Origin of the sequence: Allobosea robiniae (assembly GCF_900102525.1) — a bacterium.
GTDB lineage: Bacteria > Pseudomonadota > Alphaproteobacteria > Rhizobiales > Beijerinckiaceae > Allobosea > Allobosea robiniae.
This window is the reverse complement of sequence record NZ_FNBZ01000007.1, coordinates 166,847-186,429: the sequence shown is the minus strand read 5'-3', so window position 1 is coordinate 186,429 and position 19,583 is coordinate 166,847. Positions and strand designations below refer to the sequence as shown.

At 64.1% G+C, this 19,583-nt stretch carries 20 protein-coding genes; 9 read left to right on the top strand and 11 right to left on the bottom strand.

The annotated features are described in order from the left end of the window. Positions 1–13: 13 nt before the first annotated feature. Positions 14–157 (bottom strand): hypothetical protein, encoded by a 144-nt coding sequence (locus BLQ70_RS25710; RefSeq protein ID WP_170843480.1) that lies wholly within the window; start codon positions 155–157, stop codon positions 14–16. A gap of 27 nt (positions 158–184) precedes the next feature. After that, positions 185–601: an organic hydroperoxide resistance protein gene (locus BLQ70_RS19720; protein ID WP_091860762.1), complete on the bottom strand. Its 417-nt coding sequence runs from the start codon at positions 599–601 to the stop codon at positions 185–187. Positions 602–923: 322 nt separating this feature from the next. Between BLQ70_RS19720 and BLQ70_RS19715 the strand changes: the two genes are divergently transcribed. Next, positions 924–1,961, top strand: a complete 1,038-nt coding sequence (locus BLQ70_RS19715) for an alpha/beta fold hydrolase (RefSeq protein ID WP_091860241.1) — start codon at positions 924–926, stop codon at positions 1,959–1,961. A 98-nt stretch (positions 1,962–2,059) separates the two neighbouring features. Here BLQ70_RS19715 and BLQ70_RS19710 read toward each other — a convergent pair whose 3' ends face one another. From BLQ70_RS19710 to BLQ70_RS19685, 6 genes are all read right to left on the bottom strand, one after another. Further along, positions 2,060–3,817, bottom strand: coding sequence for a cytochrome c biogenesis protein DipZ (locus BLQ70_RS19710; RefSeq protein ID WP_091860238.1), 1,758 nt, complete (start codon positions 3,815–3,817; stop codon positions 2,060–2,062). Between the two features lie 434 nt (positions 3,818–4,251). Next, positions 4,252–4,872 carry a glutathione S-transferase family protein gene (locus BLQ70_RS19705; RefSeq protein ID WP_091860235.1) on the bottom strand — a complete coding sequence of 207 codons (621 nt, stop codon included), beginning with the start codon at positions 4,870–4,872 and terminating at the stop codon, positions 4,252–4,254. A gap of 95 nt (positions 4,873–4,967) precedes the next feature. Beyond that, the gene (gene yghU, locus BLQ70_RS19700) at positions 4,968–5,840 is read right to left on the bottom strand and encodes a glutathione-dependent disulfide-bond oxidoreductase (protein WP_091860232.1); all 873 of its coding nucleotides are present in this window, start codon (positions 5,838–5,840) and stop codon (positions 4,968–4,970) included. Positions 5,841–5,863: 23 nt separating this feature from the next. Further along, the gene (locus tag BLQ70_RS19695; RefSeq protein ID WP_091860229.1) at positions 5,864–6,568 is read right to left on the bottom strand and encodes a glutathione S-transferase family protein; all 705 of its coding nucleotides are present in this window, start codon (positions 6,566–6,568) and stop codon (positions 5,864–5,866) included. Next, positions 6,565–7,524, bottom strand: a complete 960-nt coding sequence (locus BLQ70_RS19690; protein ID WP_091860225.1) for a DMT family transporter — start codon at positions 7,522–7,524, stop codon at positions 6,565–6,567. The genes BLQ70_RS19695 and BLQ70_RS19690 overlap by 4 nt, the downstream gene beginning before the upstream one ends. 3 nt (positions 7,525–7,527) lie before the next feature. Continuing rightward, on the bottom strand, positions 7,528–8,178 hold the full coding sequence (locus tag BLQ70_RS19685) for a peroxiredoxin-like family protein (RefSeq protein WP_091860222.1): 651 nt from the start codon (positions 8,176–8,178) through the stop codon (positions 7,528–7,530). A 161-nt stretch (positions 8,179–8,339) separates the two neighbouring features. Between BLQ70_RS19685 and BLQ70_RS19680 the strand changes: the two genes are divergently transcribed. Then, positions 8,340–8,924, top strand: a complete 585-nt coding sequence (locus BLQ70_RS19680; protein ID WP_244512101.1) for a TetR/AcrR family transcriptional regulator — start codon at positions 8,340–8,342, stop codon at positions 8,922–8,924. Between the two features lie 172 nt (positions 8,925–9,096). Here BLQ70_RS19680 and BLQ70_RS19675 read toward each other — a convergent pair whose 3' ends face one another. Then, on the bottom strand, positions 9,097–9,903 hold the full coding sequence (locus tag BLQ70_RS19675; RefSeq protein ID WP_170843479.1) for an IclR family transcriptional regulator: 807 nt from the start codon (positions 9,901–9,903) through the stop codon (positions 9,097–9,099). Positions 9,904–10,110: 207 nt separating this feature from the next. Here BLQ70_RS19675 and BLQ70_RS19670 point away from each other — a divergent pair, with 207 nt between their 5' ends. The 3 genes from BLQ70_RS19670 to BLQ70_RS19660 all read left to right on the top strand — a co-directional run bounded on the left by BLQ70_RS19670 (position 10,111) and on the right by BLQ70_RS19660 (position 12,414). Further along, entirely contained in the window at positions 10,111–10,401 is a 291-nt protein-coding gene (locus BLQ70_RS19670) for a DUF1330 domain-containing protein (protein ID WP_091860217.1), read from the top strand. A 193-nt stretch (positions 10,402–10,594) separates the two neighbouring features. Next, on the top strand, positions 10,595–11,140 hold the full coding sequence (locus tag BLQ70_RS19665; RefSeq protein WP_091860214.1) for a TRAP transporter small permease: 546 nt from the start codon (positions 10,595–10,597) through the stop codon (positions 11,138–11,140). Beyond that, positions 11,137–12,414, top strand: coding sequence for a TRAP transporter large permease (locus BLQ70_RS19660; protein ID WP_091860212.1), 1,278 nt, complete (start codon positions 11,137–11,139; stop codon positions 12,412–12,414). The genes BLQ70_RS19665 and BLQ70_RS19660 overlap by 4 nt, the downstream gene beginning before the upstream one ends. Positions 12,415–12,616: 202 nt before the next feature. On the opposite strand, the gene BLQ70_RS19655 is transcribed toward BLQ70_RS19660, so the two are convergent. Further along, positions 12,617–13,363 (bottom strand): SDR family oxidoreductase, encoded by a 747-nt coding sequence (locus tag BLQ70_RS19655; RefSeq protein WP_091860208.1) that lies wholly within the window; start codon positions 13,361–13,363, stop codon positions 12,617–12,619. Between the two features lie 38 nt (positions 13,364–13,401). Continuing rightward, positions 13,402–14,529, bottom strand: coding sequence for an iron-containing alcohol dehydrogenase (locus BLQ70_RS19650; protein ID WP_091860755.1), 1,128 nt, complete (start codon positions 14,527–14,529; stop codon positions 13,402–13,404). Positions 14,530–15,323: 794 nt separating this feature from the next. Here BLQ70_RS19650 and BLQ70_RS19645 point away from each other — a divergent pair. From BLQ70_RS19645 to BLQ70_RS19630, 4 genes are all read left to right on the top strand, one after another. Continuing rightward, on the top strand, positions 15,324–16,277 hold the full coding sequence (locus tag BLQ70_RS19645; RefSeq protein WP_170843478.1) for a TRAP transporter substrate-binding protein: 954 nt from the start codon (positions 15,324–15,326) through the stop codon (positions 16,275–16,277). 157 nt (positions 16,278–16,434) lie between these two features. Continuing rightward, the gene (locus tag BLQ70_RS19640; protein ID WP_091860202.1) at positions 16,435–17,424 is read left to right on the top strand and encodes a tripartite tricarboxylate transporter substrate binding protein; all 990 of its coding nucleotides are present in this window, start codon (positions 16,435–16,437) and stop codon (positions 17,422–17,424) included. Positions 17,425–17,503: 79 nt separating this feature from the next. After that, a complete protein-coding gene (locus BLQ70_RS19635; RefSeq protein WP_091860199.1) occupies positions 17,504–17,995 on the top strand; it encodes a tripartite tricarboxylate transporter TctB family protein in 492 nt (163 codons plus the stop codon). A 13-nt stretch (positions 17,996–18,008) separates the two neighbouring features. Next, positions 18,009–19,514: a tripartite tricarboxylate transporter permease gene (locus BLQ70_RS19630; RefSeq protein WP_091860196.1), complete on the top strand. Its 1,506-nt coding sequence runs from the start codon at positions 18,009–18,011 to the stop codon at positions 19,512–19,514. Positions 19,515–19,583: the final 69 nt, after the last annotated feature.

Below are 19,583 nucleotides of genomic sequence, written 5' to 3'. Positions count from 1 at the left end.
CGCCTAGCTGCGGCTAGGAGCCGACCAGTGTCGAGAACACGGCCGGGAGCCAGGATGCGACATTAGGATCGCTCGCGTCCCAGGCGCAGGGCACGGCGGCCAGCGCGACGATCGCCAGCAGGATGAAGGCAATCTTCCGTTTGCGAATGATGCTCATGTCATCACCTCCATGCCGGCGGCCTTGTCAGACCAGGCTCAGCTCCACGTTGATGTTGCCGCGCGTCGCCTTCGAGTACGGGCAGGTCTGGTGGGCTTCCTCGACGAGGCTCTGCGCCAGTTCGCGATCGACACCGGGCAGGCTGACGCGCAGGCGCGCCTGCAGGAAATAGGCACCATCGGTCGTGCCGAGATCGACCTCGGTATCGACCGCGAGGTCGGCCGGGAGCGTGACCTTACGCTTGCCGGCGGCGAGGCCGATCGCGCCGATGAAACAGGCGGACCAGCCGGCGGCGAAGAGCTGCTCGGGATTGGTGCCGGCGCCGGCGTTGCCGGGAGGCGACAGCTTGATGTCGAGCCGGCCGTCGGAGCTGCGCGAGGCGCCGTCGCGGCCGCCGGTGGTATGGGTGCGGCCGGTATAGAGAACCTTGTCGATCTTCGTCATGGAACGCTCCATCTCTGCGCTGCCATCAGTGGCGGCGGGTGTGAAGCTTTTCCCAAGCCGAGATGTCCGGATTGTTTTGCGGATCGGCCGATTTGTATCGCAACGTATGCCCGCCATGGTCGGACATGTTGCACAACGCAGTGGTGCTCACGGTCCGCATCGACATCCGCGGCGAGCCTTCGGAAGGCGAGCGGATTGTATCCGCCTGTATACTCGCTCCCCAAACGGGGGAAAGCTTACAATTCCCGCTATCGTCGAAACAGCGGAGATACAGCCGCCGGGGCTCATCACGTTGCGATGTCTCGCAACAGGAAACAGAGCCATGTCAGAACAGATCGACCATCCTCGCCGCAGCCTCCTGAGCGCGCTGGCGCTGGGAGCCGCGCTTGCACCATTCGCCGCGATCGGCGGCGGCCACGCCCAGAGCGTCCCTTCTCCGGCCGCCGGATCGGGCGGCCGCATCGCCTTCGCGTCCTTGAAGCAGGTGAAGGCCGGCGTGCTCGATACCGGCTATGCCGAAGACGGGCCGGCCGACGGTCCGCCGGTGGTGCTGCTGCATGGCTGGCCCTATGACATCCATAGCTATGTCGATGTCGCGCCGATCCTGGCCAAGGCCGGGTACCGGGTGCTCGTGCCGCATCTGCGCGGCTACGGCACTACCCGATTCCTCTCGGCGGATACCCCGCGCAACGGCCAGCAGGGCGCGCTCGCGACCGACATCATCGCCTTCATGGATGCGCTGAAGATCGAGAAGGCGCTCATCGGCGGCTATGATTGGGGTGCGCGCACCGCCGATATCATCGCCGCTCTCTGGCCCGAACGCGTCAAGGCGCTAGTCTCGGTCAGCGGTTACCTGATCGGCAGCCAGGAGGCGAACAAGCCTCCCTTGCCGCCCAAGGCCGAGTTGCAGTGGTGGTACCAGTTCTATTTCGCCACCGAGCGCGGTGCGGCCGGCTATGCCAAGTACACCCATGACTTCGCCCGGCTGATCTGGGAGCTCGCCTCGCCGCAATGGAAGTTCGACGACGCGACCTTCGCGCGCTCGGCCGTTGCCCTCGACAATCCCGACCATGTCGCGATCTCGATCCACAACTACCGCTGGCGCCTCGGACTCGCACAGGGCGAGCCGCAATTCGATGCGCTGGAACAGAAGCTCGCCGCCTTCCCGAGCATCGGCGTGCCGACCATCACCATCGAGGGCGATGCTAACGGTGCTCCGCATCCGGAGCCGGCGGCCTATGCCAGGCGCTTCACGGGCAAGTACGAGCACCGGCTGTTCAAGGGCGGCATCGGGCACAACCCGCCGCAGGAGGCGCCGCGGGAGTTCGCGCAGGCGATCCTCGACGCCGACAAGCTCTGAAACAGCGTAGCCAAAACCAGACACGCCAATACAAGAGGCGCCCCGGCGAAAGCCGGGGCGCCTTTTTCGATGGCCGCTGCTACGGCAGGGAAGCGCGTTCACCCGAAGGTGAACGCATAGGCCTCCGTTCCCGCATCGAGGAAGCGGATTTCGAAGACGTGCTCCCGGACCGTGCCGAACTGGCGGACGAGCTGGTAGAGCCGGGTTTCCGAGACCGTGCCGTTGCCGGACGCGTCGATATCGACTCCATGGTCGGCGGCAGGCGGCGCGCCGTCGACGCTGACCTGGAAGCGGATCGGCCGCCCGTCGGGGCCGGGCCCGAGCACGAGGTGTAGATCGCGCGCGCTGAAGCGGAAGGCGATGCCGCCGCCCGCCCGAGAGAGCCGGGCGCTCTCCGCCCCGATCGTCCAGTTGCCGCTGAGCCCCCATTGGTTGAGCCGAAGCTTGCCGGTGCTGTAATCCTGCGGCCGATCGCCCGTGATCCCTTCCGGGGAAGCGAAGCCCGACGCCTTGGAATAGCCGAGGTAGGCTTCGCCCGAGCGGACGTTGGCGAGGTCCGGCGCGGCCTGGGCTCCCGATGCCTGCGGCGTCGCGAGGCCCGCCGCCGCCTTGCGGCTGCCTGCGGCTTCCGCCAGAAGGTCCTGCAGGGCTCGCTCCGAGAGCGCCTCGCCACCCTCGCCGAACTGGCTGTGACGGACCCGGCCCTGCGCATCGACGAGATAGATCGCCGGCCAATAGCTGTTGCGGAAGGCGCGCCAGATCCGGAAATCGTTGTCGACGGCGATCGGATAATCGATCCCGAACCGGGCCGCAGCCTGCCGGATGTTCTCGACCTTCTTCTCGAAGGCGAATTCCGGGGTGTGGACGCCGACTACGACGAGGCCCTGATCCCGGTACTTCTCCGCCCAGGCACGGACATAAGGCAAGGTGCGGATGCAGTTGATGCAGGAATAGGTCCAGAAGTTCACAAGGACCACCTTGCCCCGTAGTTCCTTAGCCTCGAGGGGCGCTCCATTGAGCCAGTTCACCGCTCCCTCGAAGCCCGGCGCCGCGCCGAAATCGGGCAGCCTGCTGCGATAGGGCTGGGCCGGCATCGCGGTGCCGCCATTCTCTGCGATGCGCAGCGACGCAGTGCCATCGCGGCCAAGCCTGTCGAGGAGGCCTTGCTCGACGCCGGCCGTCGCTGCGAAGGACAACCGGGTCAGCAGGCCGGTATCGAGCCCGAAGCCGATCGCCAACACGCTCGCCAGCACCGCGCCCCCCACACCCCGGCGCAGGCGCTCTCCAGCACCCAGCCCACGCTTCATCACCGTCAGAGCCTCGCCGCCTGCGCGCAAGGCAAGTGCGAGCGAGGTCGCGGCTCCCGCCGCATAGGCGACCAGAAGCAGGACCGTGCCGGTATTGGCGCCATGCAATGCGGCACCGGTCAGCACGAGGCCGAGGATCGGCCCTGCGCAGGGCGCCCAGAGCAGGCCGGTCGCGACGCCGAGGAGCAGGGAGCCGCCGATGGATCGCGTCCTGCCGGCGCTTTCGACGGACAGCCGCTCTCCAAGCACGACCAGAGGGCGGTTCAGGAAGATGGCTGCGCGCGGCGAGATCAGGGTCACGCCGAAGATGGCCAGCAACGCGAGCGCCGCGTAGCGCCCGGCCTCGTTGGCCTGCACGACCCAGCTTCCTCCGATCGCGGCGATACTGGCGACGGCCGCGAAGGTCATCGCCATCGCGACCAGCATCGGCAGCGCGCTGCGGCTGAAGGATTGCCCGGCGCGGGATAAGACGAAGGGCAGGATCGGCAAGATGCAAGGGCTGAGGATGGTCAGCACGCCAGCAAGATAGGAGGCGACGAACAGGGTCATGGCAGGTCCTCTGGAGGGCGGGACTGCGCCTGTCGCGCTCGCCGCCGTTATACCCGCACTCAACCCCGCTGACGTATCCCCATTGTTTTCCCCTTAGGCCGAACCGTAACTCACTGTATCTTCACGGTAGTGCATCGGCCTACGTCGAAGTTGCCTTAGGCCGGCAGCGGGCATCGTGACGGGCTCTGGTGAGAAAATCGGCCACTGGTATACTCTTCTGGCGCCTGTTAGCTTTCGTTCTCGGAGCGGCACTCTGCGTTCTGTATCGATCCTTTATCGCCGCCGCCTAGCGCCACAACCCGACATTGGGCAATCGCCCGGAAGCGGACATTACAGAGCAAGCTTGGCGACCGGTCGTAGATCGCTCAATACCGGCCCTCGGCACAACTTTTACGGCTCATGCGCTAGTCAAATGCGCACGTTCATATAGCTTTTTATGCGATTGGGAGCGGAAGAGCGACTTGTGCCGCCTCGCGCGCCGCGATGGTTTCGTACCATCGTTGCAACCGGGGTCGCGGCGCGCGTGTCACAGGCATATTCAGCCAGCGATGCACGCTGGGACCCAGCACGATTTCGGCCATCCCGAAACGATCGCCGTCGACATAGCTCCGACCCTTGGCGAGATGAGCCTCGAGCATATCCAGGCAATGCTCGGTCCGTGTGATCGAATTGGCGATCGCGGTGGGATCGGCCGTCGCCGGCTCGCGCATCAAGCCCCAGAACGCCGGCACCATCACCCGTTGCAGCTCGCCCAGGGCCCAGTCCATCCAGCGGTCGCCCTCGCTGCGCTTGGCCGGATCCTCTTCCCAGATCGTATCCCGGCCGTATCGCGCCGCGATGTATCGGACGATGGCGTTCGATTCCCAGATATGGACGTCGCCATACTCAAGGACCGGCACCTGTCCGTTGGGATTCTTCGCCAGATAGGCCGGCTCGCGGTTGCCACCGAACGGACCGCCGATGTCGATCCGCTCGAACGCCTGCCCCGTTTCGCCGGCCGCCCACACCACCTTCTGGACATTCACCGAGCTCAGGCGCCCCAGAATCTTCAGCATCGGGTGTTCCCCTCGTGATTCTCTATCGATTGTGAGTTTGCCGGCACCACCGGCGGCTGCGTTGCCGCCGGTGCCTATCTCGCCGCGGCTGAAGGCTATGCCCCTGCAAGCTTGTCCTGGGTCCGGGTCTCGAAGTCGCCGGCGTCGTGACGCTCGTGGAGTTGCTCGGACGGGTCGCCGACCACGCGGTTGACCATCCGGCCTCGCTTCACGGCCGGCCGGGCAAAGAGCTGCTCGGCCCAGCGGACGACGTTCTTGTAGTCCTGCACGGAGAGGAATTCGGCCGCGCCGTACTGCCAGCCCAAAACCAGCCCACCATACCAGGGCCAGATCGCCATGTCCGCGATCGTGTAGGCGTCGCCCGCGATGAACGCGTTGTCGGCGAGGCGCCGGTCGAGCACGTCGAGCTGGCGCTTCACCTCCATGGCGTAGCGGTTGATCGGGTATTCGAGCTTGGTCGGCGCATACGCGTAGAAGTGGCCGAAGCCGCCGCCGAGGAACGGCGCCGAGCCCATCTGCCAGAACAGCCAGGACAGGGTCTCCGCCCGCGCCGGCTGTTCCTGCGGCAGGAAAGCGCCGAACTTCTCGGCGAGATGCACCAGGATCGCGCCGGATTCGAAGATACGGATCGGGGTCGGCCCGCTGCGGTCCATGAGCGCGGGAATCTTCGAGTTCGGATTGAACTCGACGAAGCCGGAGCCGAACTGGTCGCCATCGCCGATCTTGATCAGCCAGGCATCGTACTCGGCGCCCTTGTGGCCGGCAGCCAGCAATTCCTCCAGCATCACCGTGACCTTGATGCCGTTCGGGGTTCCCAGCGAATAGAGCTGCAGGGGGTGCTTGCCGACGGGCAGCTCCTTTTCATGGGTCGGGCCGGCGATAGGGCGGTTGATGTTGGCGAAGCGGCCGCCGCTGGCCTTGTCCCAGGTCCAGACCTTCGGCGGAACGTAATCGGTTGTGTCGCTCATGGATTGATCTCCAGGCTTCGGCTTCAGGCCGCAGGGGGATAGTTCGAGGGGAAGAGCGCGCGCTTCGCCTCCTCGTCGCGGATCTGCTTGAAGGCATGATCCTGCCCGACCGCGCGAGCCCGCGCGACCGCCGGCCGCGCATCGACGCTTTCGAACAGACGCTTGAGATTGGGGAACGGCGCGAGCGGATCCTCGGCTCCCTTGAGGACGCGGGAGGCGCGATCGAGCCAGCCCCAGGCCGACATGTCGGCAATCGTATAGGTCTCGCCGACGATGTAGCTGCGTCCGGCAAGGTGTTCGTCGAGCACCTGATAGTGGCGCTCCGCCTCGCGGCGATAGCGGTTCAAGGCATAGTCGAGCCCTTCCTGCGCGGCGAACTGGAAATGCACCGCCTGTCCCGAAAACGGGCCGAGGCCGGAGGCGATGAACAGGAGCCAGGAGAGCAGCTCCGGCCGGTCTTCGGCAGTGCCGAGAAACCGTCCGGTCTTGTCGGCGAGATAGAGCAGGATCGCAGTGGAATCGAATACGCGGGCCTCCCGGCCGCCTGGCCCCTCCGTGTCGACGATGGCCGGCACCTTGCCGTTCGGATTGACGGCACGGAAGGCGGGCAGGTGCTGCTCGCCCTTGCTCGTATCGACGGGAATCGTCTCATAGGGCAGCCCTGCCTCTTCCAGGAACAGCGCGACCTTCGCGGGGTTGGGCGTGGGATGAAAATAGAAGCGGATCATCGGTTTTCCCTTCGTTGATCGGACGGTTCGGGCGGGCCGGGCCGCCGGGCGGCGAGCAGGACCCCGGCGACGATGACGGCGATCGCCGCGCCCTCGGCCGGCGACGGGTGCTCGCCCAGGATCGGAATGGCGAGGAGCGAGGCGATCGTGGGGATGAGCGCGATGATCGCCGTGGCGGCGGAGGAACCCAGCAGCGAGACGGCGCGGTTGAAGGTGAAGATCGCGACCCCGCTCATCAGCACGCCCTGATAGACGGCCTGCAGCGCGATCTCGCCCGCTCCGGCATGGCCGAGCCGGCTGAGACCGCCGAGCCCATAGACCGGCAGAAAGAGCACGGCCGACCAGAAGCAGATCAGCGCAGCCGACTCGATCGGTGCGAGGCCGCTGCGGCGGAAGAGGAGCGTGTAGACCGCCCACATCGCCGCGGCGGCCGCAAGCGCGCCTATGCCGGCCGCGCTCGGCGGCCCGCTTGACGCCGCGCCGGCCAGCAGGAGCAGCGACAATCCGGCGAGGATGGCTGCATATCCGCCCCAGCGCCGCCAGCCCTGGATCTCCCCAAGGAACGCCCAGGCGAACAGGCCCGCGAAGAGCGGCATCAATGTCGGGGCGATCGAGGCAGCCTGCGCCGCGGATGTGAGGCTGAGACCAAGCGCGACGAGCAGCACGAACGGCACGCCCCACAGCATCGCGAACACGAAGCCCGTGCCCCACGCAGCGCGAGGCAGCCGCGTCCGATTCCGGACGAGGACCGGAGCTAGAAGCAGAGCGCCGATCCCGAAGCGCAACGCCGTGATGTCCCAGATGCGCAACTCCCGCGTCACGCTGAAGCGGGTGATGACGAACCATCCCGAAAAGATTGACACTGTGAGTGCCGCCCAGGCGATGCCGGCGGCGCGAGGGCGCGGCAGGGCCGTTCCGCCAGTCAGCTTCGCCGGAACTGTCCGCGAGTCGGACATGGATCAGGACCGGGCCGCGCGCAGCGCCGCTAGAATGGCCTCGGGCTCAAGGCGCGTCCTGTAGTCGACATGGAGCGAGGCGAGCAAAATCCGCCCGTCGTTGCCGATCACATAGGTCGCCGGAACCGGAAGCTCCCAGCTGTCGTCGCCATTGATCCTCGACAACGCCTTGTCGTTGGAACGCAGTGCCTCGCGCAATTCAGCCGGCAGGGCGTAGACCAGGCCATAGCTCCTCGCCACCGCGTTCCCGACATCGCTGAGGACATCGAAGGTGAGCGCGTTCTTCTCGACAGTGTCGAGCGAGTTGTCGGGAAGTTGCGGCGAAACGGCGACGAGACTGGCTCCCAGCGCCGCGATATGCGGAAGAGCCGCCTGATAGGCGCGGAGCTGGAGGTTGCAATAAGGGCACCAGCCGCCGCGATAGAAGGTGAGCACCACCGGTCCCTGCCGCAGCAGGTCGCCCACTACGACCCGGCTGCCGTTGATGCCGGGAAGATCGAAGCCTGGGGCCTGGTCACCAACGCCGATCGCTTTGTCCTGGGCAAAGGAAGCGCGCAGCTCTTCGATTTTCGCCTCGTACAATGCGGCGCGGCCTTCAGGCGCGGTTCGCATGAAATCGGCTCGGAAAGCCGCCAGATCCTGTTCGAGACTCATGATCGCACGACCTTTCCGACGACGGCATCATTCGTGTGGCCGCGTGGTTCTAGTTTTAGTTCGATCGTTCTAGAATGCAACGCAGTTTGCCTGTGGCAATGTGCGGATAGATGCGGCAGAGGAGCACCATGGGTAGGCCCAGGGAATTCGACGAAGAGGTTGTGCTCGATGCGGTGGTCCAGTGTTTCTGGAAGCGCGGCTACGAGGCGACGTCGGTCCGCGACCTGATCTCACGCACGGGCTTGACCGGCGCGAGCCTCTACAACGCATTCGGCGACAAGCAGGCCATCTACCGTCGCGCGCTCGATCACTATGTCGAGGGCAGTATCGGCGACAGGATCCGGCGCTGCGAGGCCATGGAGCCGCGAGCAGCGATCGAGGCCTTCTTTCGCGAGATCCTGGCCCGATCGCTCAAGGACGAGGAGTGCAAGGGTTGTATGCTGGTAAATGCCGCGCTCGACGTCGTACCAGAAGACCCAGGCTTCCGGGCTGCGGTCGCGGACGTACTCCACCGAATCGAAGGCTTCTTCCTGTCCTGCATCGCGAAAGGCCGGGCAAGCGGCTCGATCACGTCGTCTCGTCCTGCCGAGGATCTCGCCCGGCATCTTCTCGGCGTACTGATGGGCGTCCGCGTGCTGGCACGGGTGCGGCCGGAGAAGTCTCTGCTGGAGGGTGTCGTCGACACCGCCGTGACCTTACTCGACCAGGATGCTGTCGGAGATCGTCGCGAGGGCGCCATGGGGTAGCAGGCCTGCAAGGGTGCCGCCCACAGGTACCGCCATCGAGAATTCATCGTGGCCTCTGGAGAGCGCTACAATTCGACCTTTTCAGCTTGCCAGGACGCAGACATTAGTGGACGGGAAACCGATCGTGGTCAGGCCCGGATCACACTTATCGCGGGGCGCGGACACTCCGGCGCTATAGCATCCGGGACAATTCGGCGCTGATGAGCTGGGCGGTTTCACGCACCAGCCTTCCGCAGAGCTCGTGGCGCCGCTCGTCGTGCCGATAGACCGGCATACTGATACTGACTGCCCCGACAGGCTCCCGCGAACGATTGAAGATCGGGCTGCCGAAACAGCGGATGTCCGGCTCGTTTTCCTCGTCATCGAACGCGAACCCTTGCTCACGCGTCCGCTTCAATTCATCGAGCAGCGCTGCGGGTGTTGTGAACGTCTTGGCCGTGTAGCGCTTCAGGTCCAGGCCCTTGATAAGGTCCAGGAGTCGTTGGTCCGGCAGGCCGGACAGCCACGCCTTGCCTACAGACGTGGAGTGAAGTTCGACCTGGCCGCCGATGCTGGTTTTCATCTGCACCCTGTTGGAGCCTACCAGCTTGTCTATATAGACCATCCGGTTGTTGCTCGGCACCGCAAGATGCACGGCCTCGTCCGTTGCGTCGCGAAGCGACACCAGGAAATCCCTTGCGATCGTACGCAGGTCGGAGTCCTCCCAGGTCTTTGCAGCAAACTGGAGGAGGCGTGGCCCCAGCCGAAACGTTCCATTCTCTCCTGACTGCGTGACCAGCCCCTCCGCGATGAGCGCCGAAACGAGGCGGTAGATCGTGCCCCTGGGAAACGGCGCGCGCTTCGTCAGCTGGGCGATGTTCAGCGTTCCAGGGGCATCGGCGATGATCTGCAGCACCGTCATGAACTTCGAGAACGACGCCGCTCCCTGTACATGATGAAGCGCTCCACCTTCGCCCTCATCCTGCTCATTCTTGGTCACGGGCATACCTCGCAAGCTTGACAACGAAACACCCCGGCTCTACAAAACTTGGGCAGATTGTCCACATTGTAGTCAATTCTCTTCGCCGGTTCTAGCCGCGTGATCGAGGGGGATCAACGGCAAACTCTAGAACGCCGAACGTGAACGAATCGAATCCCCACGCCTCCCGCAAGAGGAGGCTCGGGAGGTCATGCTGGGAGGAAGCAGATGTCCAAAAAAGGCTACTGGGTTGCTTTGGTCGATATCGCAAACCATGAAGGGTACAAAGACTATATCGCGTTGAACAAGGCGGCTTTCGATAAATACGGGGCCGCCTTTGTCGTTCGCGCTGGACAAAGCCAGGTTATGGAAGGCCCCGCCGCGAACCGGCTGGCCGTCATCGAGTTCAAGGACTACGAGACCGCGCTCGCCTGCTACAACTCTCCGGAATATCAGAAGGCGATCAAGGCCCGCGAGAAGCACGCCAAAGTGCATCTGGCCGTGGTGGAAGGTGTCTGACACCGGACGAATTGCCTGAGATCTCCTGCCAGTCCGGCCGGAGGTATCCTCGCATTTATCTCGCGCGCAATTCGATCGGATACGCAGACGGGCCACCAGCCTAACCTGCTAGCGAGGCTCGGCTCAACGTCTCCGGGCCTTCGTCAGATTGCGGCGAAACCGCCGCATGCGCGCACAACCTTCGTGAGCGGTCATGTTCTCAGCGTTGCAGTGGCTATTCAAGGCTTTCGACGTCTTCGTCGTCATCGGCATGGCCATCATCAGCCTGCTCATATTTACGAATGTCGTACTGCGTTACGGCTTCAGCTCGGGCATTCCGTTTGCCGTCGAGGTCTCCCGCGTCGTCCTCGTCTGGGTCATCTTCATGGGATCCGTGGTGGCTCTCGCCAAGGGCGCGCATCTCGGCGTCGAGTCTCTGGTCGTCCGATTGCCTCCAAGAGCGCGTCTGGTCTGCTTCCTCGTTTCATACGGTCTGATGTTGTGGTGCTGCTGGCTTCTGGGAGAAGGCAGCTGGGAGCTCACCGTCATCGAATGGAGCAACGTCCAGGCACTGTCCGGCATTCCCGTCGGCGCCATCTACCTCGCGGGATTTGTCGCTGCGATCCTGATGGCCCTGGTTCTCCTTCTCGATCTGTGGCGTTCGCTGCGCGGCATCCTGCCCGCCCCCTGGTCGGGAGTGGAGCATGTCGAGCCGCTGCCGGTCGTGCCCTCCGCGCTGACTTCGGAGAAAACCCCGTGAGCGGCCTGGTCTTCATCGGTTCCCTCCTTGGCACGATGGCCATCGGGGTTCCCATCGCCTTCGCCCTGATGCTGTCGGGGATTGCGATGATGCTGCTGATGGGAAATCTGGACGCCAACATCCTGGCGCAACGCCTTGTCAACGGCGCGGACAGCTATCCCCTGATGGCGATCCCCTTCTTTCTCATCGCAGGCGAGCTCATGAATGCCGGCGGCCTCTCCCGCCGGATCGTGAACGTAGCCCTGGCGCTCGTCGGTCACATTCGTGGCGGCCTCGGTTACGTGGTCATCGGCACGGGGCTGATCCTCGCCAGCGTCTCCGGCTCCGCCATCGCGGACACGGCGACACTCGCGGTCATGCTGGTCCCGCTGATGCGGGATGCCGGCTACCATATGGGTCGAGCCTCGGGCCTGATGGCGGCGACAGGCATTATCGCGCCCGTCATCCCGCCATCGGTGGGGTTCATCATCCTGGGCGTCACCGCAAACATTTCCATCGTCGGCCTGTTCTTCGCCGGGATCGTGCCAGGGGTGATGATGGGGCTCAGCCTCATGGTTGCCTGGTGGTTCCTCGCGAAAAAGGAGACGGCGACGGTTCGGCTCAAGACGCCGCGCAGGGATCTCCCGAAAACTATCGTGACCGCCGGTTGGGCGCTGATGATGCCTGTGATCATCCTGGCGGGATTGCGTTTCGGCATCTTCACGCCGACCGAGGCCGGTGTCGTGGCTGCCGCCTATGCGCTGTTTGTGGGATTGTTTGTCTATCGCGAGCTGACACCGCGCTTGCTGTATGACGCGCTGCTCTCGGCCGGTCGCTTGACGGCCGTGATCATGCTGCTGGTGGCAGCCTCCATGATCTCCGGCTTCATGCTGACGATCTCCAATATGCCCGCCCAGCTCGTCAGTCTCCTGGGACCGTTCATCAAATCGCCGATCCTGCTGATGGGCATGATCGTTCTGGTCGTTTTCATCGTGGGTACTGCGCTCGACTTCGCACCCTGCATCACCATTCTGGTGCCCATTCTCATGCCGATCGTCAAAGCGGCCGGTATCGACCCGGTTTATTTCGGGGTCATCTTCATGATGGTCAACGCGGTCGGCCTGATCACACCTCCTGTCGGGACGGTCCTCAACACGGTATCGGGAATCAGCGGAGTCTCATTGGAAACGGCGACGAAGGGGGCCATGCCCTACCTCGTGGCCCAGATGCTCCTCATTATGCTGCTGGTTCTATTCCCGGCATTGGTGACCGTGCCCGCGCGCTGGCTCCATTGAAGCTCGGACGAGAAGGTGAGCCGACGGCTTTTCCGGGGGATACGACAAAAGGGTCCGCCACGCCGCTGGCGGGCCTTGACTCGCGACTTGGCGTTGCGGCGATCGAGCGAGACTGCAGAGTCAGTCGCGGGACGCGACACGGTCTTGTTAGCCGTACCGGGATCAGCCCCGGCACTGCCCTACGAATTGCCAGACCGGACGATCAAAGCCCGCCGGCGACGGTGATCAAGGTGCCAGTCATGAACCCGGAGCCGGGAGACGCGAGCATCAGGGCAGCGCGCGCGATATCGTCGGGCTCCGCGATGCGCCCCATCGGCGTCAGCGCGGCAATCCTGGCCGGGCGTTCGGGATTTCCGCCGTTCGTGTGGATCCGCGTGTTGGTGGTCCCGACGCGGATGGCGTTCACGCGAATGCCCTCCGGTGCCAGTTCCTTCCCCGCGCCAAAGGTAATGGATTCAACCGCTCCCTTGGTGGCGGCGTAGTGAACATATTCGTTGGGGCTGCCGAGGAAGGCTGCCAGCGACGACATGTTCACGATCGCACCGCCTTGCCCGCCCTTGCGGGTGGACATGCGTTGCGCGGCCTCCTGGATACAGTACATCACGCCGAAGACATTTATCCTGAAGGCGGTTTCAAGCACCTCAGGCTGCAATTCCTCTATCCTGCCGGCCTTTCCAATAATCCCGGCATTGTTGACCAGGCAGGTCACTCTCCCCAGTTCATCGTCGCAGGCTCTGAACAGAGCCTGTATGTCCTCTCTCTTGCCCACGTCTCCCTGGACCGCGATGGCGCGTGCTCCTGCGGCCTTGCAAGACCCGACGACCTCGGACGCTGCCTCGCTGTCCGAGAGGTAGTTTATGCAAACATCGTAGCCTTCGGCGGCGAACAGCCTGGCCGTTGCTGCGCCGATGCCGTGGCTTGCGCCGGTCACGATCACGATCGGTCTCACGGAACTGCCTCCTCGGTCTTCTTCAGGGCGGTCTGAGCTTAGAACACGGCGTCGAGGATCGCGGCGTAGTCTGCCTTACTCAAGGGGCGTGGATTGGTCGGGTGACTATGGTCCGCAATGGCTCGCTCGCAGACCCAATCGATGACGTGACGGGGCACGCCAAGTTCGGACAATTTCGGTGTGATGCCCAATCGACTGTTGAGCGCGTCCAAGGCATCTGCGAGGGGCGTTCCGTCAAGTCCAGCTAGGCTTTCGAGGTGCCTGACCTTCTGGGCAACCGCTTCAACTTCTACGTTCCACCGCAGAACCGTCGGCATCAGGATGGCGTTGAGCGTTCCATGATGCAGCTTCGCCTCCTTGAGACCGCCGAGCGCATGGCTCAGGGCATGGACGGCTCCGAGACCCTTCTGGAAGGTCATGCCGCCTTCCAGAGCGCCCATCATGAGTTCGGTCCGCGCCTCGGCGTTCGCGCCATCCGCATACGCAACAGGCAATGCCTTCCAGATGCGCTTGAAGCCGTCCGTGGCGATTGCCTCGGCGGGCGGGTTGAAGCGGGGGGACAGGTACGTTTCGATACAGTGCGACAATGCGTCGAGACCTGTCGAGGCCGTCAGACCCGGCGGAAGCCCCATCGTCAGGGCGGGGTCGCAGACCGCTCTGCGCGGGATCAGGTACGGGCTGATGAAGCCGAGCTTTCGGCCATCGTCCAGCGTGATCAACGCCGCACGACCGACTTCCGACCCGGTGCCAGCCGTCGTCGGGATGGCCACGAGCGGCGCCACTGCGCTCGTGATGCGCGCGACACCGCCAAGAATCGCCGCATAGCGCTCCAGTTCGCCATCATGCGTTACAAGCAGCGCCACGCCCTTGGCCAGATCGATCGGGGATCCCCCACCAATCGCCACGACGCCGTCGCAGCCGCCTTGCCTATACAGTTCGAGACCAGCAGCAACCGCGGCTTCCGTCGGGTTGGTGGGAACATCCAGGAAGACCGGAGCCGAACTTAGAAATGCAAAGCCCGGGCGGTCGAGCAGGCCAGCTGCTTTGATGCCGTGATCGCTGATCACCAAGGGGCGCGATACGCCAAGCTCACGCAGGGTGTCAGCCAACGCGTCGGACGCGCCAACCCCGAAACTGATGTTCGTCAGATAGGTTATGGTGTGCACGCTTGCGCTCTCCCCTGATATTGCGCCGACCTGCATTGCTGCAGCATCGTGTCATACGGCACGCCGTTGTTTAGCCAGCGCACAGAGATGCGCGGCCATCAGCGGAATGACCACATTATGGACGTATTGTCCATAATATGTGCGTTTGGAATCCTAGCTTGTCAAGCGCCGGATTCGGGTTGTGGCGGCGCCGCTGCCGCTCAGCATCCTGGTGGAAGACAGCGGCCAAAAACGGGGTGACCGCGCCCCTCCGATAGGCAGCATGAACCAGAATGTGTTTCTGGTTTCGGTCGAGCGGATCATGGCTCGCAAGCTCGCTTAGGACGTCGCCATGGAAGCGACCCATCGCGGGTCGCGGAGAGCGGTGATCCAGCGTTGACAACTCAGGTTGTCTCTGGTCATCATAACTTATTGGACATATTGTCCATATTGTAGACATTCGCCTCGGGCGTAAGTCTGAGTCGGGTCTGAGGGATATTTGGGTTGATCCAGCCGTGGCGCGGCCCCTCCCGGGCAGGCCAAGAATTCCATGGCCTTGACGGCGAAGGGGCAGCGTCGGCGAGTTTGTTCCGGGTTACGCCCATTACGAATGCAGAAATCCGATGATCAAACGACCGTCGGCGCCATCTTCAATATAGAGATCAACAAAGATAACGGAGATTCATAGCCTGGCGTCAGAGCTATTCGTTTCGCGACGACAAATCCTACGGCCTTGATCCTAATAATAATAAGTTCCACGGGGAGGTTAAACCATGAGAATGAGATTTCTAGCTGCCGCAGTTTTAGGAGCTTTTGTGGCCGTCACTCCGGCTGCGGCTCAGAACACGCGCTTGGGATACGTGCCTGTCGACGATCATCCAGTTGGACAAGCGTCGCGTCATTTTGCGAAGCTGGTGGAAGAGAAGACCGCTGGCCGCATCAAGATCGAAACATTCGGCAACGGCGTGCTAGGCAGCGAGCCCGAGATGCAGGCGTCGGTTCAGGCCGGCTTCATTGACATCATGGTTGGCCCTACGCCGAATCTGGTCGGCGTCGTTCCCCAATTCATGATCTTCGACCTTCCGTTCTTCTACAAGGACTTCGCCGCGGTCGATGCCGTCATGGACGGCCCGGTCGGCGAAAAGCTCTTTGCACAGCTCAGGGAAAAGACCGGCATTGTGGGGCTGGCCTGGTGGGATAACGGCTTCCGGCACATGACCAACGCAAAACGGGCCGTCAACACGGTGCAGGATATGGCCGGACTCAATATTCGGGTCATACCGAACCCGCTGTTTATCGCGACATGGACGGCCCTGGGAACCAACCCGACGCCTCTTCCCTGGCCCGAGCTTTACAGCGCGCTCGAAAATCGCGCCGTAGATGCTCAGGAGACTCCTTACGCTCTGATCTATACTGCACGGTTTTATGAGGTGCAGAGCCATCTGGCCAAGACGGGGCACGTCTATACGCCGTTCGTCCTCCTCGCCAGCCGCAAATGGTTCGGCAGCCTTTCTGACAAGGACAAGGCTGTGGTCATGGAGGCGGCGAAGGAATCGGCCGCCTTCCAACGCGATCTGTCTCGCAAAGCGGCAGAGCAGCTGGAAGGCGAGCTGCAGGCGAAGGGCTTCAAGATCACCCAACCCACGCCTGAAGCGATGGCAGCCATGAGCGCACGCGTTGCGCCTGTCGTGGCAGAGTACAGCAAGAAGATCGGCGCCGACCTTGTTGAAGAGGCGCGCGCCGCAATGGCCGCGAGTGCCAAACCGTAAGGGAAACCTCATGGCGCCGGAGCCGGTTCGCCGGTTCCGGTGCTATCGGCAAGCGGAACCTCGAATCTGAGCCGCGCCGCCATCCGCCTGGCGCGGCCGCTCCACGCTCACGGCGCAGCGCCCGGATCCCAAATCGATTTAGCGGAGGAATGCTCGAATGAATTCGATCGACAGACGCAGTGTGCTCAAGGTCGCGGCTGCCGGCGCAGCCGGCCTCATCGCCGCGCCTGCAATCGCGCAGGCCAAGTTCCCGTCCCGTCCCGTCACGCTCGTTTGCCCTTGGGGTGCTGGCGGCGGTACCGATGCGGTAGTCCGCATCATCGCGTCGCTACTGGAAAAAAGCCTCGGCCAGCCCTTCAACGTGGTGAACCGCACCGGCGGCTCCGGCGTAGTGGGCCATTCGGCGATCGCGACGGCGGCGCCCGATGGCTACACGCTCGGCATCATCACCTCCGAGATCGCGATGATGCACCATCAGGGGCTGACGCAGCTGACCTACGCCAGCTACACGCCGCTGGCGCTGATGAACGATGACCCGCCGGGCGTCCAGGTGAAGTCGGATTCGCCCTACAAGGACGTCAGGCAGCTGGCGGACGCGATCAAGGCGGCGCCTCCCGGCAAGCTCAAGGCCTCCGGCACCGGCCAGGGCGGCATCTGGCATCTCGCGCTGGTCGGCTGGATGCAGGCGATGGGGCTGAAGCCCGACCATGTCGCGTGGGTTCCGTCCAATGGCGCAGCCCCCGCTATGCAGGATCTGGCCGCCGGCGGTCTCGACCTCGTGACCTGCTCGGTGCCGGAAGCGCGCGCCATGATCGATGCCGGCAAGGCCAAGTCGCTCGCCATCATGGCCGCGCAGCGCAACCCGCAGTTCAAGGACGTACCGACCCTCAAGGAGGCCATGGGGCTGGAGGTGCCGCTCGGCTCCTGGCGCGGCATCGGCGGGCCGAAGAACCTGCCGCCTGACGTCGCAAAGCAGCTCTCGGCCGAGCTCAAGAAGATCTACGACTCGCCGGAGTACAAGGACTTCATGAACTCGCGCGGCCTGACGATGAAGTATGCCGATGCGGACGCCTTCGGCTCGTTCATGGCCGACAGCGACAAGGCGATGGGTGCCTTCATGAAGGCCGGCGGGCTCGCCAAAGGCTGATCCGCGCGAACCCCAAGGCAGCCGGGCGCGGCCGCGAAGGCAGCGCCCGGCCTCTTCCCGTCACCGAAAGCCGCTGCCTATGCTCCTGTCCGACAAGGTCACCGGAGGTGTCGTCGCCACTATTGGCGGGCTCGCCTTTGCCTACGGTTCCCAGCTGCCGCCGGTTCCCGGCCAGCAGGTCGGCCCCTCGGCCTTTCCCATGGTCGTCGGTGCGGGGCTCGTGCTCTGCGGCGGGCTGATCGTCTTCGGGATCGGCCGCCATTTCGAGGAGGTAGCCGAGGCTGACGTGGTCAGCCACGCGACGCCGGAGGAACTCGCGCCGGTGCCGGCCTGGCGCAACTGGCTGGCATTGCTGCCGCCCGCATTGCTCGCCTTCTACGCGCTGGTCTCGGAGACGCTGGGCTTCCTGCCGACGACGATGATCATGGTGCTGCTCGCCAGCCTCGCCTTCGGCGCCAGGCCGAAGCTCGCGGTGCCGCTGGCGATCATCGCGCCCTTCATGATCAACCTGATCTTCCTGAAGCTGCTGCGCGTGCCGCTGCCCGGCGGCATCCTGCCCTTCCCCTGGTGAGCGAGGTCTGACGATGGACACCGTCATCAAGGCCTTCGGGCTGGTCTTCCAATTCGACGTGATGATCGCGATCGTTGCGTCCGCCTTCTACGGGCTGACGGTCGGCGCGCTGCCCGGGCTCTCGGCGACGATGGCGACGGCGCTGCTCGTGCCCGTCACCTTCTATCTGTCACCGATCGCGGCGATCGCCACCATCATCACCGCCTCGGCCATGGCGATCTTCTCCGGCGACATTCCGGGCTGCCTGCTGCGCATTCCCGGGACGCCGGCCTCGGCTGCCTATACCGACGAGGCCTATGCGATGACGCGCAAGGGCCAGGCGGAGACGGCGCTCGGCATCTGCCTGTGGTTCTCGGCGCTGGGCGGCATCGCCGGCACGCTCTCGCTGATGCTGATTGCGCCGCTGCTCGCCGAGATGGCCTTGTCCTTCTCGACCTACGAGAACTTCTGGCTCGCCATGCTCGGCCTGATGTGCTCGACGCTGGTCGCCCGCTCCTCGCCGATCAAGGCGATCGCGGCGATGCTGCTCGGCCTGCTGATCACCTGCATCGGCATCGACAATCCCGGCGGCGTGCCGCGCTTCACCTTCGGGTCGACCGATCTGCTGGGGGGCATCGAGGTGATCCCGGCGCTGGTCGGCGTCTTCGCCCTGGCCGAGGTGATGCGTTCGCTGACCGAGCGCGACCCGCCGAAGATCGAGAACCGCAAGCTCGGCTCGATTCTGAAGGGGCAGTGGAAGCTCACCAAGGAATATCCCAAGCAGCAGACGCGCGGGAACATCGTCGGCATCATCATCGGCGTGCTGCCGGGCGCCGGCGCGGACATGGCGGCCTGGGTCAGCTATGCGATGTCGAAGCGCTTCTCGAAGACGCCGGAAAAGTTCGGCACAGGCCATCCCGAAGGGCTGATCGAGGCCGGTGCCTCCAACAACGCCTCGCTTGCCTCGGGCTGGGTGCCGGCGCTGCTCTTCGGCATTCCTGGCGATACGATCACCGCGATCGCCATCGGCGTGCTCTACATGAAGGGACTGAACCCCGGGCCGTCGCTGTTCACCACGCAGGCCGAGAGCATGTACGCGCTCTACATCATCTTCATCCTCGGCAACATCATCATGATCCCCTTCGGCATCATCATGATCCGGCTGGCGAGCAAGGTCGTCGGTGCGCCGCGCTCGGCGGTGATGCCGGTGATCATGATCTTCTGCGCGGTCGGTGCCTTCGCCACGGCGGGCAACAACCTGTTCGCTGTCTGGTGCGTCGCCTTCTTCGGCATATTCGGCTTCGTGATGGAAAAGAACGGCTATCCCGTCGCGGCCATGGTGCTCGGCATCGTCATGGGCACGATGGTGGAGCAGAACTTCGTGACCTCGCTGATCAAGTCGGACGGCTCGGTGCTGCCCTTCTTCGATCGGCCGGTCTCGTCCGTGCTGGCGGCGATGACCTTCGCGGCGCTGCTCTGGCCGGTCTTCTCCTGGACGCGCGACTGGTTGAAGGGCCGGAGCAGAGCGGTGGCGGCCTGAGTTGGCGACATGATGCGCCAATAGCATGCGTAATCGGGCGGACCCGCCAGGGTTCAAGCTCCCATTAGG

Excerpts from the sequence above, each read along its gene's own strand:
- BLQ70_RS19705 (WP_091860235.1), bottom strand. The coding sequence starts at position 4,872 with ATGCTGAAGATTCTGGGGCGCCTGAGCTCGGTGAATGTCCAGAAGGTG.
- yghU (WP_091860232.1), bottom strand. The coding sequence starts at position 5,840 with ATGAGCGACACAACCGATTACGTTCCGCCGAAGGTCTGGACCTGGGAC.
- BLQ70_RS19635 (WP_091860199.1), top strand. The coding sequence starts at position 17,504 with ATGCTCCTGTCCGACAAGGTCACCGGAGGTGTCGTCGCCACTATTGGC.
- BLQ70_RS25710 (WP_170843480.1), bottom strand. The coding sequence starts at position 157 with ATGAGCATCATTCGCAAACGGAAGATTGCCTTCATCCTGCTGGCGATC.
- BLQ70_RS19720 (WP_091860762.1), bottom strand. The coding sequence starts at position 601 with ATGACGAAGATCGACAAGGTTCTCTATACCGGCCGCACCCATACCACC.
- BLQ70_RS19710 (WP_091860238.1), bottom strand. The coding sequence starts at position 3,817 with ATGACCCTGTTCGTCGCCTCCTATCTTGCTGGCGTGCTGACCATCCTC.
- BLQ70_RS19665 (WP_091860214.1), top strand. The coding sequence starts at position 10,595 with ATGTTCTCAGCGTTGCAGTGGCTATTCAAGGCTTTCGACGTCTTCGTC.
- BLQ70_RS19695 (WP_091860229.1), bottom strand. The coding sequence starts at position 6,568 with ATGATCCGCTTCTATTTTCATCCCACGCCCAACCCCGCGAAGGTCGCG.
- BLQ70_RS19640 (WP_091860202.1), top strand. The coding sequence starts at position 16,435 with ATGAATTCGATCGACAGACGCAGTGTGCTCAAGGTCGCGGCTGCCGGC.
- BLQ70_RS19690 (WP_091860225.1), bottom strand. The coding sequence starts at position 7,524 with ATGTCCGACTCGCGGACAGTTCCGGCGAAGCTGACTGGCGGAACGGCC.
- BLQ70_RS19670 (WP_091860217.1), top strand. The coding sequence starts at position 10,111 with ATGTCCAAAAAAGGCTACTGGGTTGCTTTGGTCGATATCGCAAACCAT.
- BLQ70_RS19630 (WP_091860196.1), top strand. The coding sequence starts at position 18,009 with ATGGACACCGTCATCAAGGCCTTCGGGCTGGTCTTCCAATTCGACGTG.
- BLQ70_RS19715 (WP_091860241.1), top strand. The coding sequence starts at position 924 with ATGTCAGAACAGATCGACCATCCTCGCCGCAGCCTCCTGAGCGCGCTG.
- BLQ70_RS19685 (WP_091860222.1), bottom strand. The coding sequence starts at position 8,178 with ATGAGTCTCGAACAGGATCTGGCGGCTTTCCGAGCCGATTTCATGCGA.